The organism is Bacillus sp. m3-13 (genome assembly GCF_000175075.1).
In the GTDB taxonomy this organism is placed as follows: domain Bacteria; phylum Bacillota; class Bacilli; order Bacillales; family Bacillaceae_I; genus Sutcliffiella_A; species Sutcliffiella_A horikoshii_C.
The window spans coordinates 317,711-333,173 of the sequence record NZ_ACPC01000019.1; the positions used below are offsets into that span (position 1 = coordinate 317,711).

The 15,463-nt window shown below is 39.0% G+C and carries 18 protein-coding genes; 17 read left to right on the forward strand and 1 reads right to left on the reverse strand.

Annotated elements, in window-relative coordinates; all coding sequences use genetic code 11:
- Window positions 1-52: 52 nt before the first annotated feature.
- The 16 genes from ystJ to M313_RS0112235 all read left to right on the forward strand — a co-directional run bounded on the left by ystJ (window position 53) and on the right by M313_RS0112235 (window position 13,081).
- Window positions 53-1,291: an NADP-dependent malic enzyme gene (ystJ, locus tag M313_RS0112155; RefSeq protein ID WP_010195629.1), complete on the forward strand. Its 1,239-nt coding sequence runs from the start codon at window positions 53-55 to the stop codon at window positions 1,289-1,291.
- A gap of 3 nt (window positions 1,292-1,294) precedes the next feature.
- Entirely contained in the window at window positions 1,295-1,909 is a 615-nt protein-coding gene (locus M313_RS0112160; protein WP_010195630.1) for a FadR/GntR family transcriptional regulator, read from the forward strand.
- A 186-nt stretch (window positions 1,910-2,095) separates the two neighbouring features.
- A complete protein-coding gene (accD, locus tag M313_RS0112165; RefSeq protein WP_010195632.1) occupies window positions 2,096-2,959 on the forward strand; it encodes an acetyl-CoA carboxylase, carboxyltransferase subunit beta in 864 nt (287 codons plus the stop codon).
- Complete coding sequence (gene accA / locus M313_RS0112170; protein WP_010195634.1) at window positions 2,953-3,939, forward strand: acetyl-CoA carboxylase carboxyl transferase subunit alpha; 987 nt, start codon at window positions 2,953-2,955, stop codon at window positions 3,937-3,939. Before accD ends, accA begins: the two co-directional genes overlap by 7 nt.
- 336 nt (window positions 3,940-4,275) lie before the next feature.
- A complete protein-coding gene (gene pfkA / locus M313_RS0112175) occupies window positions 4,276-5,235 on the forward strand; it encodes a 6-phosphofructokinase (RefSeq protein WP_010195637.1) in 960 nt (319 codons plus the stop codon).
- 133 nt (window positions 5,236-5,368) lie between these two features.
- Entirely contained in the window at window positions 5,369-7,123 is a 1,755-nt protein-coding gene (gene pyk, locus M313_RS0112180; RefSeq protein WP_010195638.1) for a pyruvate kinase, read from the forward strand.
- A gap of 125 nt (window positions 7,124-7,248) precedes the next feature.
- Window positions 7,249-7,644, forward strand: coding sequence for an FxsA family protein (locus tag M313_RS0112185; RefSeq protein ID WP_010195639.1), 396 nt, complete (start codon window positions 7,249-7,251; stop codon window positions 7,642-7,644).
- A 39-nt stretch (window positions 7,645-7,683) separates the two neighbouring features.
- A complete protein-coding gene (locus tag M313_RS0112190) occupies window positions 7,684-8,598 on the forward strand; it encodes a DUF1002 domain-containing protein (RefSeq protein WP_010195640.1) in 915 nt (304 codons plus the stop codon).
- Window positions 8,599-8,955: 357 nt separating this feature from the next.
- Window positions 8,956-9,771 (forward strand): lipid II flippase Amj family protein, encoded by an 816-nt coding sequence (locus M313_RS0112200; protein ID WP_010195644.1) that lies wholly within the window; start codon window positions 8,956-8,958, stop codon window positions 9,769-9,771.
- Between the two features lie 99 nt (window positions 9,772-9,870).
- A complete protein-coding gene (locus M313_RS0112205; protein ID WP_010195645.1) occupies window positions 9,871-10,356 on the forward strand; it encodes an NUDIX hydrolase in 486 nt (161 codons plus the stop codon).
- A gap of 139 nt (window positions 10,357-10,495) precedes the next feature.
- Window positions 10,496-10,762 carry a hypothetical protein gene (locus M313_RS0112210; RefSeq protein ID WP_029326479.1) on the forward strand — a complete coding sequence of 89 codons (267 nt, stop codon included), beginning with the start codon at window positions 10,496-10,498 and terminating at the stop codon, window positions 10,760-10,762.
- Window positions 10,763-10,845: 83 nt separating this feature from the next.
- On the forward strand, window positions 10,846-11,250 hold the full coding sequence (locus M313_RS0112215) for a hypothetical protein (protein WP_010195647.1): 405 nt from the start codon (window positions 10,846-10,848) through the stop codon (window positions 11,248-11,250).
- A 207-nt stretch (window positions 11,251-11,457) separates the two neighbouring features.
- Window positions 11,458-11,949, forward strand: coding sequence for a hypothetical protein (locus M313_RS0112220; protein ID WP_010195648.1), 492 nt, complete (start codon window positions 11,458-11,460; stop codon window positions 11,947-11,949).
- A gap of 97 nt (window positions 11,950-12,046) precedes the next feature.
- Complete coding sequence (locus tag M313_RS0112225) at window positions 12,047-12,511, forward strand: hypothetical protein (protein WP_010195649.1); 465 nt, start codon at window positions 12,047-12,049, stop codon at window positions 12,509-12,511.
- Window positions 12,512-12,600: 89 nt separating this feature from the next.
- Window positions 12,601-12,756 (forward strand): hypothetical protein, encoded by a 156-nt coding sequence (locus M313_RS26160; RefSeq protein ID WP_010195650.1) that lies wholly within the window; start codon window positions 12,601-12,603, stop codon window positions 12,754-12,756.
- A gap of 112 nt (window positions 12,757-12,868) precedes the next feature.
- Window positions 12,869-13,081 carry a PF20097 family protein gene (locus M313_RS0112235; protein WP_010195651.1) on the forward strand — a complete coding sequence of 71 codons (213 nt, stop codon included), beginning with the start codon at window positions 12,869-12,871 and terminating at the stop codon, window positions 13,079-13,081.
- A 417-nt stretch (window positions 13,082-13,498) separates the two neighbouring features.
- On the opposite strand, the gene ytvI is transcribed toward M313_RS0112235, so the two are convergent.
- Window positions 13,499-14,620, reverse strand: coding sequence for a sporulation integral membrane protein YtvI (gene ytvI, locus M313_RS0112240; RefSeq protein WP_010195652.1), 1,122 nt, complete (start codon window positions 14,618-14,620; stop codon window positions 13,499-13,501).
- Between the two features lie 179 nt (window positions 14,621-14,799).
- Between ytvI and M313_RS0112245 the strand changes: the two genes are divergently transcribed.
- Window positions 14,800-15,261, forward strand: a complete 462-nt coding sequence (locus tag M313_RS0112245) for a DUF441 domain-containing protein (RefSeq protein WP_010195654.1) — start codon at window positions 14,800-14,802, stop codon at window positions 15,259-15,261.
- Window positions 15,262-15,463 lie beyond the last annotated feature (202 nt).

Genomic DNA, 15,463 nt, shown 5'->3' on the forward strand with positions numbered 1-15,463 from the left:
TAACGTAATAAAGGCAGTGAGGATGACAAAAATAGCAGGGGGGACATGTATCATGTCTTTAAAAGAAGAAGCATTACATATGCACAAGATCCACCAAGGGAAATTGGAATCCAAATCAAAGGTACCTGTAAGAAATGCCAAAGACTTAAGTCTGGCATATTCTCCTGGAGTGGCTGAGCCGTGTAAAGCGATTTATGATGATAAAAACAAAGTCTATGATTATACGATGAAGGGCAATATGGTAGCTGTGGTTTCAGATGGTACAGCAGTATTGGGCCTTGGAAACATCGGTCCTGAAGCAGCATTGCCGGTTATGGAAGGAAAAGCGGTATTGTTCAAAAGTTTTGCAGGAGTGGATGCATTTCCGATTTGCTTAAACACGACAGATGTCGATAAAATCGTGGAAACAGTAAAGCTTCTGGAGCCTACTTTCGGAGGGGTGAATTTGGAAGATATCGCTGCTCCTAATTGTTTCGTTGTGGAAGAGCGTCTGAAGAAAGAAACGAACATCCCTATTTTCCATGACGATCAACATGGTACGGCAATTGTAACGGTTGCAGGACTTGTAAATGCCCTCAAACTAGTGAAAAAAAATATCGGAGAAATTAAAGTGGTGGCCAACGGTGCAGGCGCAGCAGGAATTGCCATCATCAAACTATTATATCGATATGGTGTAAGAGATATTACGATGTGCGATTCAAAAGGTGCGATCTATGAAGGGCGCCCATATGGAATGAATAGTGTAAAAGCGGAAGTCGCTACCTATACAAACCGTAACAAAGTCGAAGGGACATTGGCTGATGTGATGAAAGATGCTGATGTATTCATCGGGGTATCTGTAGAAGGAGCATTGACGCAAGCGATGGTCGAAAGCATGAACAAGGATTCCATCATCTTTGCCATGGCCAACCCGAACCCGGAAATCATGCCGGCAGAAGCAAAGCTTGCAGGTGCGAGTGTAGTGGGGACAGGACGTTCCGATTTTCCTAATCAAGTAAACAATGTCTTGGCATTTCCGGGGATTTTCCGTGGTGCACTAGATGTTAGAGCGACCCACATTAATGAACAAATGAAAATAGCTGCGGTCGAAGCAATTGCAAGCCTGGTTTCTGCTGATGAGCTGAGTGATGATTATGTCATTCCAGCACCTTTTGATCCGCGTGTAGCACCTGCTGTGGCAGCGGCTGTAGCAAAGGCTGCAATGGAAACTGGAGTTGCCCGTATCAAGGTTGATCCAGAAGAGGTAGCAGAAAAAACCAGACGGACCGCTATTATCGGAAAAAGTGAATAGTCTATGACTACACCTACGAAAATGTATCTAGAGATTGTCAAAAAAATTCGGGCCATCATTGTAGCAGACGGTCTGAAAGCAGGCGACAAGATTCCTTCCGAACGTGAACTGTCCGACAGATTGAATGTCGGGCGGTCCTCTGTTCGAGAAGCACTTCGGGCACTGGAGCTCTTGGGGCTTATCGAAACAAGACGCGGAGAGGGAACATTCATAAAAGATTTCAAGGAGCACCATCTGGTAGAACTATTAGGGACGTTCATTTTGGAGCAAGACAAGACCAAAAACGATCTGTTAGAAACCAAACTGGAGATAGAAAAATCATGCATCCAGCTATTTATGAAAAAAGCTTCTGTTAAAGAATATGAGAATTTGAGAGAAATGCTTTCAGCTCCCACTTCTAGGACAGATCTTTTCAAAGCAATAGTAACGATAGTGGATAACAGTTTGATGCTAAGGATATGGACGCTTGTAAATAGTTATGCACGTATTATCTCTGAGGATAATATGATAGAGAGTGGTGTTTTGGAAGAGTTACTAGAGGCGATGAGAGAAAAGCAGGCGGAACAAGTAATAAAGCTATATGAAAAACATTTTACGGAAATTGTCGATAAAAAGTAGACAAGAATCTACAACATCCTTCGTGGAGTTTCCGTTACATTAACAGTATGAGTATAAAGGTAAGTAAAGGAATTTGTTTATTGAAATAATGTTAACAGCCTTGCTTACCTATATTTTGACCTGTTATTAGTACCAAATACCAAAACTAAGTAACAAGTTTCTGTAATTAAGGGAGGTTCTGTTGTTTTGTTGAAGGATTTGTTCACAAAGAAGAAAAAATACGCATCCATTCCATCGGAACAAGCAAATCAAGATGTACCAGAAGGAATAATGACCAAGTGTCCTAGCTGTAAAAAAATAATGTATACAAAAGAGTTAATGAAAAATTTAAAGGTGTGTCTACACTGCGGCCACCACCATCCCATGAATGCAAAAGAAAGGCTCCAAAGCTTACTAGATAAAGGCAGCTTTACTGCATATGATGAGGATATGGTTTCTGAAAATCCTCTTAATTTCCCGAACTATTTGGAAAAGCTAGAAGGCGACCGGAAGAAAACAGGAATCAATGAGGCCGTTGTAACAGGTGAAGGGACCATTAATAGTTTTCCTCTTGTTGTTGCCGTTATGGATTCTACTTTCCGGATGGGAAGCATGGGATCGGTAGTGGGGGAGAAAATTACCCGTGCCATTGAAAAGGCAAAGGAAAAAAGAGTGCCATTCCTCATTTTCACAGCTTCTGGCGGTGCAAGAATGCAGGAAGGTGTTTTAAGTTTGATGCAAATGGCAAAAACTAGTAGTGCATTGAAGCTTCATAGCGAAAGCGGCGGGTTGATTATTTCCGTGATGACTCACCCGACGACCGGTGGTGTTTCTGCAAGTTTTGCCTCATTAGGAGATTATAATTTTGCAGAACCGAAAGCCTTGATTGGGTTTGCCGGCAGACGTATCATCGAGCAAACTATTCGGGAAGACCTTCCGGAAGACTTTCAAACTGCTGAATTTTTATTGAAATGCGGGCAACTAGATGCGGTTATTCCTCGTCTTGAGTTGAAAGAAACCTTAACGAACGTATTAGATATACATCAGGGAGGAGGGGAGACGAGATGGTAGGAGAAATGGAATTCGAAAAACCAGTGGTAGAGCTTCGCAAGAAAATAGGTGAACTAAAAGAGTTCACGAAAAATAGCGACATGGATCTTACTAACGAAATTGAGAAACTAGAAGTAAGGCTAGAAAAACTAGAAACAGATATTTACGGGAACTTAAGCCCGTGGGATCGCGTCCAAATTGCCAGACATCCCGAACGCCCCACCACTTTGGACTATATAGAGCGTGTTTTCACGAACTTTTTAGAATTACACGGAGACAGATACTACGGAGACGATGAAGCAATAGTAGGTGGAATCGGTAAGTTTGACGGCGTTCCAGTTACCATCATCGGGCATCAACGTGGGAAAGATACAAAAGAAAATATCCGCAGAAATTTCGGTATGCCTCATCCAGAAGGCTATCGCAAAGCATTAAGGTTGATGTATCAGGCTGAAAAATTCAATCGTCCTATCGTTTGTTTCATTGATACGAAGGGTGCCTACCCTGGAAAGGCTGCGGAAGAGCGCGGCCAAAGTGAAGCCATTGCCAAAAACCTTTTCGAAATGGCAGGTTTGAAGGTCCCGGTAATTTGCATCGTCATCGGTGAAGGCGGAAGTGGGGGAGCCCTTGCACTTGGTGTCGGAAATCATGTGCACATGCTAGAGAACTCCACCTATTCTGTTATTTCCCCAGAAGGCGCGGCTGCTATCCTGTGGAAGGATGCCAGTCTCGCCAAGAAAGCCGCAGAATCCATGAGAATCACTGCACCTGATCTGCATGATTTAGGAATCATTGATAAAATCATTCCGGAAGCAAAGGGCGGTGCCCATAAGAATGTGGATGTTCAAGCAAAGGGAATAAAAGAAATATTAAAAGAGTCCCTTCAAGACCTGATGCCACTCACTGCTGAGGAATTGATTGAACACCGCTATGCGAAATATAAACGGATTGGTGCATTTTCTTTTAAAGAACAACTTAAGGCAGAAAAAATTAACCAATAGACTATTTGATAAAAAAGTATTTACAGCAGGAGGGAATGAGGCATTTTCCTCCTGTTTTCTTTTGGATAGTAAGGAATAAGCTGGGTATCTTAAAAAAAGAGCTACAAGTTCGAATGCCGACTACCTTGAAGAGATATACATAATAAAATTGACCAAAATGTCAACAATGGAAAATGACAGCGTATACAAAACTTTTCATCGACAGTTTTCTGTTGTTTTCGACATACCTTCATGTTAATTTTGAATAAAGAGGCTTTACATAGTACTCATTTTTCTAATAAAATATATGTTTGGGTATACGTTTATAGGTAAATTAGCTCAAGAGGTGAATATATAATGAAACGAATAGGCGTTCTGACAAGTGGTGGAGATGCACCAGGTATGAATGCTGCGGTACGTGCAGTAGTAAGAAAGGCTATTTTTCATGACATCGAGGTATTCGGAATCTATCGCGGATATGCTGGATTGATTGATGGAGATATCAAAAAGCTTGAAATTGGTTCTGTAGGTGATATCATCCATCGTGGTGGAACCATGTTATATTCTGCGAGATGTGAAGAATTTAAAACTAAAGAAGGTCAGCTTAAGGGGATTGAAAACCTGAAAAAGCATGGCATTGAAGCTTTGGTTGTAATTGGCGGGGACGGTTCCTATCAAGGAGCCAAAAAATTAACTGAGCACGGTTATCCATGTATTGGTGTGCCAGGAACGATTGATAACGACATCCCGGGTACTGATTTTACCATTGGCTTCGATACTGCGCTAAATACAGTTATCGATTCCATAGATAAAATTCGTGATACTGCGACATCCCATGAGCGTACATACGTGATTGAAGTGATGGGACGCCATGCGGGAGATATCGCACTTTGGGCAGGTCTTGCAGGCGGTGCGGAAACGATTCTTATCCCAGAAGCGAAGGATGATATGCAAGAAGTAATTGCAAGACTAAAACGCGGAACAGAGCGAGGGAAAAAGCATAGTATCATTGTCGTGGCCGAAGGAGTAGGCAGCGGGGTAGAGTTCGGAAAGAAAATTGAAGAGGAGACAAACTTCGAAACGCGAGTAAGTGTGCTTGGTCACATCCAGCGCGGTGGATCACCAACTGCATTCGATAGAGTCTTGGCAAGTCGATTAGGCGCACGTGCAGTGGAATTGCTAATGGATGGCAAAGGCGGCAGATGTGTGGGTATTCAAAGTAATGTGTTAGTTGACCATGATATTATTGAGGCACTATCTAGAACACATACAATTGATGAGAAAATGTACGACCTTTCAAAAGAGCTTTCCATTTAGTAGTATAAGCGCATTGGAATCGTTTTCATTACCAGGTTACCTAAGGCTATTGGTGGTGTTATGCCTCTCTGTTGCTTTATAATATAAAAGGACGAAGTGAAAAGAACGGTATATAACTAGGAGGAAATTTTACATGAAAAAAACCAAGATTGTTTGTACGATTGGACCAGCTAGTGAAAGTGTTGAAACACTAATTCAGCTGATGGAAGCAGGGATGAATGTTACCCGTCTGAACTTTTCACACGGTGACTATGAAGAGCATGGAGCTCGTATCCGCAATATTCGTGAAGCAGTGGAACGCACTGGGAAAAATGTTGCGATCCTTTTGGATACAAAAGGTCCTGAAATCAGAACGCACACAATGCAAGATGGTGCGATTGAATTAGTACAAGGAAACGAAATTATCATCTCTATGGAAGAAGTAATTGGAACAACGGAAAAGTTCTCTATTACTTACCCTGGACTAATGGAAGACGTACATCCTGGTTCCCGCATCCTTTTGGATGACGGTCTTATCGGATTGGAAGTTCTTGAAGTAGGAAACAACGAAATCAGAACAAAGATCCTAAACTCCGGTACATTGAAAAATAAAAAAGGTGTAAACGTTCCTGGTGTAAAAGTGAACCTTCCTGGAATCACTGACAAAGATGCGAACGACATTCGCTTTGGTATTGAACAAGGAGTGGATTTCATTGCGGCATCTTTCGTACGTCGTGCGTCTGACGTTCTTGAAATCCGTGAATTACTGGAAGCACACAATGCTACAGACATTCAAATCATCCCTAAAATTGAAAACCAAGAGGGTGTTGACAATATCAACGAAATCTTGGAAGTTTCCGACGGACTGATGGTAGCTCGTGGAGATCTTGGGGTAGAAATCCCTGCAGAAGAAGTACCTCTTGTACAAAAAGATCTAATCAAAAAATGTAATCTTGCTGGAAAGCCTGTCATTACAGCAACTCAAATGCTTGATTCTATGCAACGCAACCCACGTCCAACACGTGCAGAAGCAAGTGACGTAGCGAACGCTATCTTTGACGGAACAGATGCGATCATGCTTTCTGGTGAAACTGCTGCTGGATCTTACCCTATCGAAGCAGTTCAAACAATGCACAACATCGCTTCCCGTGCAGAACAAGCTTTAGCATATGGAGAAATCCTTACAAAGCAAAGCAAGCAGTCACCGCTTACAGTAACGGATTCCATCGGACAATCTGTTGCATACACGGCAATCAGCTTGGATGTTTCTGCAATCGTAACGCCAACTGAAAGTGGACATACTGCACGCATGATTTCCAAATACCGTCCAAAAGCACCGATTGTTGCTGTTACTTCTTGTGAGGCGGTATCTCGTAAACTTGCGCTAGTATGGGGTGTTTACCCGCGCATCGGTCGTCAAGCAACTTCTACAGATGAAATGTTGGAAGTAGCAGTAGAAGAATCATTGAACACAGGTATCGTTTCTCACGGAGACCTAATTGTTATTACAGCAGGTGTTCCAGTTGGCGAAAAAGGTACAACAAACTTGATGAAAATCCACGTTGTTGGTGATGTTCTTGCAAGTGGACAAGGCATCGGCAGAAAATCTGCTTACGGAAAAGTGGTTATTGCTAAAACAGCAGAGGAAGCTGCAGAAAAGATGACGCAAGGAGCTATCTTCGTAACAACAGGTACGGACAAAGATATGATGCCTTCATTGGAAAAAGCATCTGCTCTTATCACAGAAGAAGGCGGACTTACTAGTCACGCAGCTGTAGTCGGATTAAGCCTTGGTATTCCAGTAATTGTTGGAGTAGAAGAAGCTACTTCTATTCTAAAAGACGGCCAAGAGATCACGGTTGATTCTTCCCGCGGTACCATTTACACTGGTCACGCAAACGTATTATAAGTTATGACTTAAACCCCTCTGTCTGGCATATGCTGGAAGAGGGGTTTATTTATATTAGAGTAATTCTTTCACATTTGCTATAATTAACAGGTAGCTTGTTTTAAAAGAAATGGGGTTGTCCTCTTATGTTCAGAATTTTATTAGCTTTAATTATAGTTGTACCAGCATTGGAAATTTGGCTTCTTATTACAGCCGGCAAGCTGATTGGGGCGATTCCGACCATCATATTAATTATCCTTACTGGAGTTTTGGGAGCATGGCTTGCAAAATATCAGGGAGTTTCTGCTCTTAGAAGCGCTCAGCAAAAAATGAACAGCGGACAGATGCCAGGTGATGTGATTATCGATGGTCTGTGTATTTTAGTTGGTGGTGTTGTGCTGTTAACTCCGGGATTTATCACCGATGCTATTGGCTTTGCCTTGCTTTTACCACCGACAAGAAATTTGATCAAACCGTCCATCATGCGCGCAATTAGAAACAGAATGGATCGCGGGCAGTTTATTGTCATTAACAGAAGATAAAGAGAAAGCAATTGATAATATTAGTTTGGGGGAAATGTAATGAAGCTTTGGTTTAAATTGTTGCTAGTGTTGACCTTGGTTTTATCTGGCCTTACATTATCAAATGTTGTACAAGCTGCTGGCGGGGAAGATGAAGAAGAGAGCATTAATGAAAGGTTCGGTCTTCCTATTGTCGTATACGGCGGTACCTTGAATGATGACCAAAAGCAGGAAGTACGCGAATATCTGAACGTGAAAAATCCTGAAATGGTTGAGGAGATTACAGTAACGGGGGAAGATCTTGTTACCTATATTGAGGGAGAAGACAGAAATGCCCGTATGTTCTCCTCAGCTAAAATTACCAGAAAAGAAAAAGGAGAAGGGCTTGTCATTGAAAGGGCCACTCCTGAAAATATCACGCAAGTAACTGATGATATGTATGCAAATGCCCTCTTAACTGCAGGAATTGAGGATGCAGAAGTAATCGTTGCATCTCCAGTGAAGGTTAGTGGTCATTCTGCACTTGTGGGAATATACAAAGCTTATGAAGTAAGCGGAGAAGCACTGAATAAAGACCGTATGGAAGTCGCAAACGAGGAGTTGTCCATTGCAACAAAGCTTGCAGAAGAAGAAGGCATGGACAGTGAAAAAGTCAGTGAGTTGTTGACGGAAATCAAAAAGCAAATTGCAGAGCAAAATCCTGCAACAAGAGAAGATGTTGAACAAATCGTAGAAGAACAGTTAGCTAAGTTGAATATCGAGTTAAGTGAAGAAGATAGACAACTGTTGATTGATCTTTTTGAAAAAATGCGTGAATTGAATATCAATTTTGATGGTGTGAAAACTCAGCTAGAGCAAATTTCTACTGACATTAAGAATAAAATTGATGAAGTGGTAGGGAATGAAGGTTTCTGGCAAGGAGTTCAAGACTTTTTCCGTAACCTGTTCCAGTCCATTGCTGATTTGTTTAAATAGAAACATATGAAGAAGGCTGTCCGCTCTGGACAGCCTTTTTTTTGGGTGTTGGGTAGAACTTGTTGATTTCCGTTCTAGGCGCTTCGCTTGCCTGCGGGCGGTCCGGGAGCCTCCTCGGCTTCGCCTGCGGGGTGTCTCCCCTGTCCCTTCCTCCCGCGGGCGTCTGCGCGCCTTCCACTACAATCAACTAGGTTACTTCATTTTATTAAGGTTAATGACATATAGTAGTTTTTAATTATTGTAGCAAAGGGCAATGGTATTTTATGTTAATATAAAGGTAAAGATTTTATTCCATTTAAGGGCAGTTTAATGGAAGAAGAAATTAAGGTGCTAAATACATAAAAAGAAGGTATCTATATGGAGTTCTTGACAGAAAAGTTAATATTTATAGCTTTATTTATTTTTATTATTCATTCTGTAGAAACACTCGCATATGCTGTGAGGTTATCAGGTGCAAGGGTTAGAATGATAGCGTCAGCTTTATCTCTTTTTAACATAATGGTCATAGTCTCCAGGTTAGCAAATATGATGCAACAACCTTTCACTGGTAGTTTAATTGATACTGCTCCTAATGAAAATGCTCTAGAGTTTGTAGAAATACAATTTCGAATTCTTATTGGAGCTTCAACCGTTGGAACAGTATTTGGAATTATTCTACTGCCAAGTTTCATAGCCTTATTTTCAAGGGCGATTATTCATTTATCAGAGGAAAGAGGTTCTGTCCCCTCTTTAATGAAAAGAATACTATCCATACAGTACATAAAGCGTGGCATTACCCATTTTAGTCTACCGAAGTTTTCTTACTTGCAGGGTACCAAGGTGAAGGATATGCCAATCAAACTATTTTTTGTAAATATGATAATAACAGCAATATATACAATAGGTGTATTAGCAGCACTTTATGCTGCTTTATTAGTTCCTGAAAGAGCATCTACGGCTATTATGGCTTCAGGCTTAATAAACGGAATAGCAACAATACTTTTGGTAATCTTTATTGATCCAAAAATATCTGTCCTCGCAGATGATGTTGTTAATAAAAGGGGAAGTTATAAAAAGCTAAAAAGCATTTCAATAATGATGGTTACTTCAAGGCTTTTAGGTACTTTGCTTGCTCAATTCTTGTTTATATGGGGAGCAAAATATATTGCTTGGTTTACAAAGTTCATTGTATAAGCGTTATTCAATTATCTTGGAGCGATTGCAGCACAATGGCTCGCTCCTTATGTAAGAATATGGCAGGGTTGTGCAAGAAAATCATAGGAGGAATGTACAATGAAAATGCCAGTACATATTGTAGCTGCGGGAGGCTTTGTTGAAAATGACAAAGGTGAAATATTATTAGTAAAAACCCGTCGAGGTGGTCACTGGGTCTTTCCAGGAGGTCAAGTGGAGGTCGGTGAAAATTTAATAGATGGTGTAATAAGAGAAGTTAAAGAGGAAAGCGGGATTGATGTTAAAGTATCTCATTTGGTAGGGGTTTTCTCTAATACAGCAACATATGAAGGACATAGCGGGGTAAAGATAGTACCCACAAAAGTTATGTTTGATTTTGTATGTGAACCCATAGGTGGGGAATTGACAACATCGGATGAAACATCAGAAAGTCGCTGGGTTAGTAAAGAGCAAGTCCTAAATATGGTCACAGCTCCTGCACTGCGTACACGCTATCAAGTATATTTAGATTTTAACGGAAGTGTCCATTATATGGACTATATAACTAAGCCACAGTTTGAATTAAAATTTAAGAGAAATATATAAGACATTATTTAAACACCAGTATTCAACAAACTAGGAGCGATTGTAGCAAAGTGGATCGCTCCTTACATAAGAATTGGGCAGGATTGTAGAAAAGAATTTATTTTTTGTGGAGTAGTATAAGTAGAGGTTAGGTGGAAAAATGGTTTGGATGTATATAGGAATAGCAATAATTTTATTAATAGGTTCTTCACTAATAATTTTTGGATTTAAACTTACTAAAGAAAAGCATAAAAAAGAAGAATATATAGGCAATACTGCTGTTTACAATGCTGGGATAGTAGAAACAATTGTATTATTTTCCCTATCTTTTATACTAAAGTTTGTTCCATATTGGTTAATGAAAGTTATTTTAATTTTAATGGGTTCAATGTTAATAATATTTGGAGCCTTCCTTCTTATCACCTAAGTAAAGAGGAATAGTGAGTGAAATCTTTTATTGAACAAACTAGGACCTATAACTGTATAAGGTAAGCACAAGGAGTGATGGAAATGAGTTTAGCCAGCTATATTGGCTGTAACGTAGAAATATCAATTAATGATGAAGATGATGATTTAGTTACAATAGGTAGTTGTTTTTCAGATGAAGAACACCGAAGCAATGTACGGAAGTATCATTTCAAAACTCCTTATGTTTATGAGGTGTCAAGTGATTGGGGAATTGAAATTTCGGAATATATAAATCCTAAAACGTGTGCTGAATCAAAAAAGAAGCTAATAGAACTATGTAAAATAATGGACAGTTATCTTGAAAATGGCGATTTTTTTGTACTGTATAGTTGTTGGGTGGGGGAAGAAACAGAAAAGCGAAAAGGCGAATTAACCCTGCAAATTAACAGCTTTGATATTGACCAAATTAAAATGCCAGAAAAAACGCTAGTGCGATTTGAAAAATGAAGTCTTCTTATTAAAGAAGGGAATGCGTTATTTCGACAAGATAAATGGCTGCAATCATAATTATCTTGATCTTCCGCAATCTAGGAGCGATTGCAGCATAGAGGTATAGCTCTTTAATTAAGAATTGGGTAGAAGAGTAGAATAAAAAACAACATTATCAAAATAAATCATAAATGTAGTCAATTGATAAAGGAGAAATCCCATTATATGTTTAATTTTTTTCATAAGAAAAAATTAAAAAAAGATGATTTAAAAGGCATTGCAAAATTAATGTATAAAGATGTTTCAGATGATTCTTGGGATAAAGAAAACCTAACTAAAAGAAATTTAGACTTCACTATTGAAAGCGTTCGTTATATTGATACCTATGCACAAAGATTAATGAATACGGAGTTTGGTAATAAACTGTTAAATAGGCATTATGATAATTTAGCGGAACGTATAGGTGCATACATAGGTGAGGTTATAAAAAATAACATTAATCAAGACTTTTACTGGTACGAATCTGATTCGGTAAGTAATTATTCTTCCAATCCTAATGTTGAGTTTAGTAATAACAAAGTTCAGGGTGTTCTTTATTCTAAAAAGAAAGATATAGTGATAGAATTTTTAAATGTGGTATCACAATTTTTAAAATGGAGCTCCCCATACAGTGATCTTCTTAGTTACGTAGAAGAAACAATTAAGCAAAATACTTAAATAAGAGTCACTCAACTAACTAGGGCGTTTGTTGAAAACAACTCGATTCTCACATAATTATTTGGCGGGTTTTTTTGAAGAAGGTGGGAGGGGAACTGTGATTAGAATAACAAGTACATATTTTGCATATCCGTTAGTCCTATTAATATTATTGTTGGGATGTTCTCCCAAAGTATCACTCGAGGATAAAATTGTGGATCTTTTGGAAGAAAGTGAAAATAGGGATTATGAGACAGTTATAGACTACGACATAAAAGGTGATTATATAGTGGTAGTTTATACGAGCAAATCAGATGAGCAGTTAAATATCGGATTCATAAAGAATAATAAAGGAAAATTAGAATGGGAAATAGGTATGGGTGGACCCAAAATAACTGGTGGTTATATTTATATTTCAGATCCACTGATAGTGAATGTTATGATTCCCGAAGACCCCGAGATAAATCGTGTAAAAGTTTTCGGTGAATATGCGAAACAAATTAAATATTCCAAGGCAATTAACTATTGGATTTCATATTCAAACAAGTCACCTAGCAGCTTTGACGTTGAGTATATAAAATAAGATAAATTTATCTTATAAACGGGAAGGATTGTTTAGTAAAACAAAATATTAATGAGGTGAGATAAAAAAATATATATGGGGGTTTGGTTATGTGGATAGGAATAGTTTTAGCTTTTATAGGCGGAGCTTTAACGTTATGGTGGGAAGGATTTGGAGGATTATTTATTACAAATATTATGCTAGGGTTTTTAACAGGAATATTTCTTAATTTCTATCTGAACTATGTGGACGAAAACATACAATAGCTATTCTGTAATCTAGGAGCGATTGGAGAAGAAGAAAATTCTCTTATTGTGTTAATGGGGAGGGTGCTAGGATAAGGAATACATAAAAGAGAAAATGGAGGGGTGACTAATTATGAACGATTTTGTTAAATGTCCTAAATGCAGTAATGAGGGGAAGCGGGGATATATTTTTTCTCCTCGCAGAATTTGTTGGTCAGATTCGTCTGATTCAATCATCGCTGATTTAGAAAGTGAAATATTAATAAAAGATGCAATCTTTAAAATTAGTAAAACACCAGCATTTAGATGTGAAAACTGTAATTTAGTTGTTTTTGAATATAAATAATAATGTTATAAATAAGCAGTGCTTAATAACCATACTATCTTATAATGAAATAAAGTAAAAAGCTTAGAGGAGAATACTCTCTAAGCCTTTTTGATATGTAAAATGTTGTGATTTCATTTTGATTTGCTTCGGTTTTTTAGATCTCACATGAAAACCCCTTAGTTACTTCTATATGCGGTTCCTTTTATTGTGACAGGTATCAGAACAATCGAGTTGTTTGAAAAAGCGTTAACGTCTCTTAAAATAAGTCGCTTAAAATAATCTCTAGCTGTGGATTGGAGCAAATGGCAAAGACTCCAGCGGGGGAGTAACGGTAGATTGAGACCCCGCAGCGTAGCGAGGAGGCTCAAACACCGTCCCGCGGAAAGCGACGCCATTTGCGGAAAGGAACAGCGGTCATTAACCTTACAACCAAAATTAAACCACTCTATTTTTCCCAACGATAAAAAGGTAAATGTCTTTAATAACTCCCGCATTCCACAGTGTGTTAAAAATAACTACCGTCACAGGCCCGACAATCAGGCCAAGAAAACCTATCAACTGGAACCCGACAAATAAACTTACTAATGTCGCCAAAGGATCCAAGCCAATACTGGATGATAAAATCTTTGGCTCCATCAACTGACGCTGTACAATCACAATTAAATAAAGAATGCCAAGACCAATCGCTAATGGCAAATTTCCACTTATGGCTAAAAAGATAATCCACGGAACAAAAATCAACCCTGTTCCTAGATACGGAATTAAGTCTACCAATCCAATAATTAACGCAACGGTGATGGCGTATTCAACCCGTAAGATTAATAATCCTATTAATACGATGATAGTAGTGATGGAAATAAGCGTTGCCTGTGCCCGCATGAAACCGAAGAAAGCTTTCTTTAAGCTTACAAACACTTTAGTAAGACTTCCTTGTGCCTTGACAGGAGTAATTTTTTTAAATCTTCCTCTAAGTTTGTACCAGTCTTTGCTGATAAAGAAGGTGGCCAGTAAGGAGAATATCAATACTGTCGCAACACTTGGAATCCATGTAAGGAGCTTTGGCAGGTTGGTTAAAAAGGACTGGATGAATTCTCCGACAGTGGTGGCAACCGTTCCGCCAATGTTTTCGATATTGGTTAAGAGGGACTGTTGCTGCCCTTCTTCCAAACTATGAAACATAGTACTGACTTGATTAAACAATGGGAGTATATTGTTTACGACAAATTGTTCTACATAGACGACTAACGTTTCAAAATGCCCCGGCACTACTTTTGCCAAGTACTCGGTACCTGAGACAATTTCAACAATCAGCAATGTGACGACGCCGACTACAGTCGCAAACAGGGCCATGATGGATAGAAAAACGGCCAAGCTTCTTGGGAGCCGTCCATTCTTCTCAAGTAAATTGACGAGCGGGTTTATTAAAAATGCTAGAACTAATGCGATGATAAAAGGATAAGCAATGGAGAAGAGATAAAAAAATGAAAAGAGACCAATCGTGATGATGAGAAGCACAAGCAGGAGACGAAAAACGATATGTACATAATTCCAATTCAAGCATAACACCCCTTATGAGTATCGGAATTTCCTTACTCCATATTTTACAACCTGCTTTATTGTTTTCATAGTTTTATATTTAAAAATTAGGAAAATTCTGTACGAACTCAATTCTTTTTATTTCGCTTTTTATTATGGTAGTATGGAAAAAGGGTCTGGTTTTGGAAGGATGAAACAGAATGATAAGTCAAGCAACCGTGTTTTTACTAATACTTCTATTAATCGGCTTTATTGCAAAGAATCCATCCTTGATGTTTGCTGTGGCAGTATTGCTTGTTATTAAAGTTATTGGTCTGGATAATAAAGTATTCCCATATCTGCAGTCTAAAGGCATTAATTGGGGAGTTACTATAATAACCATTGCGGTTTTAGTCCCGATTGCAACTGGAGATATAGGATTCAAGCAATTACAAGAAGCGTTGAAGTCATCTTATGCCTGGGTAGCGTTAGGTGCTGGGATAGCGGTGGCGCTGATCGCCAAAAGTGGATTAACATTGCTTGCTACTGATCCACATATTACAACGGCACTTGTATTCGGAACTATACTGGCTGTTTCCCTTTTCAATGGAGTTGCGGTAGGCCCATTGATTGGTGCAGGAATAGCTTATCTTGCAATGAAGGTAGTGGAGTATTTCACATAGGGGATTTTTCACAAATTATTTTTTCGTGATAATATTTTTTGCAGGACTTACGTTCTTTTCATTCACAAAAGTCAGATAATTGTTTATAATAGGGACAAGGACATTTCCTTCCTACTAAGCAAGAGAAACATTGTTCGCCGAAAATGCGCGCACACCCATGAACATAATGGATACGGCGCTTATTTTTTTGAATGGAAATGTA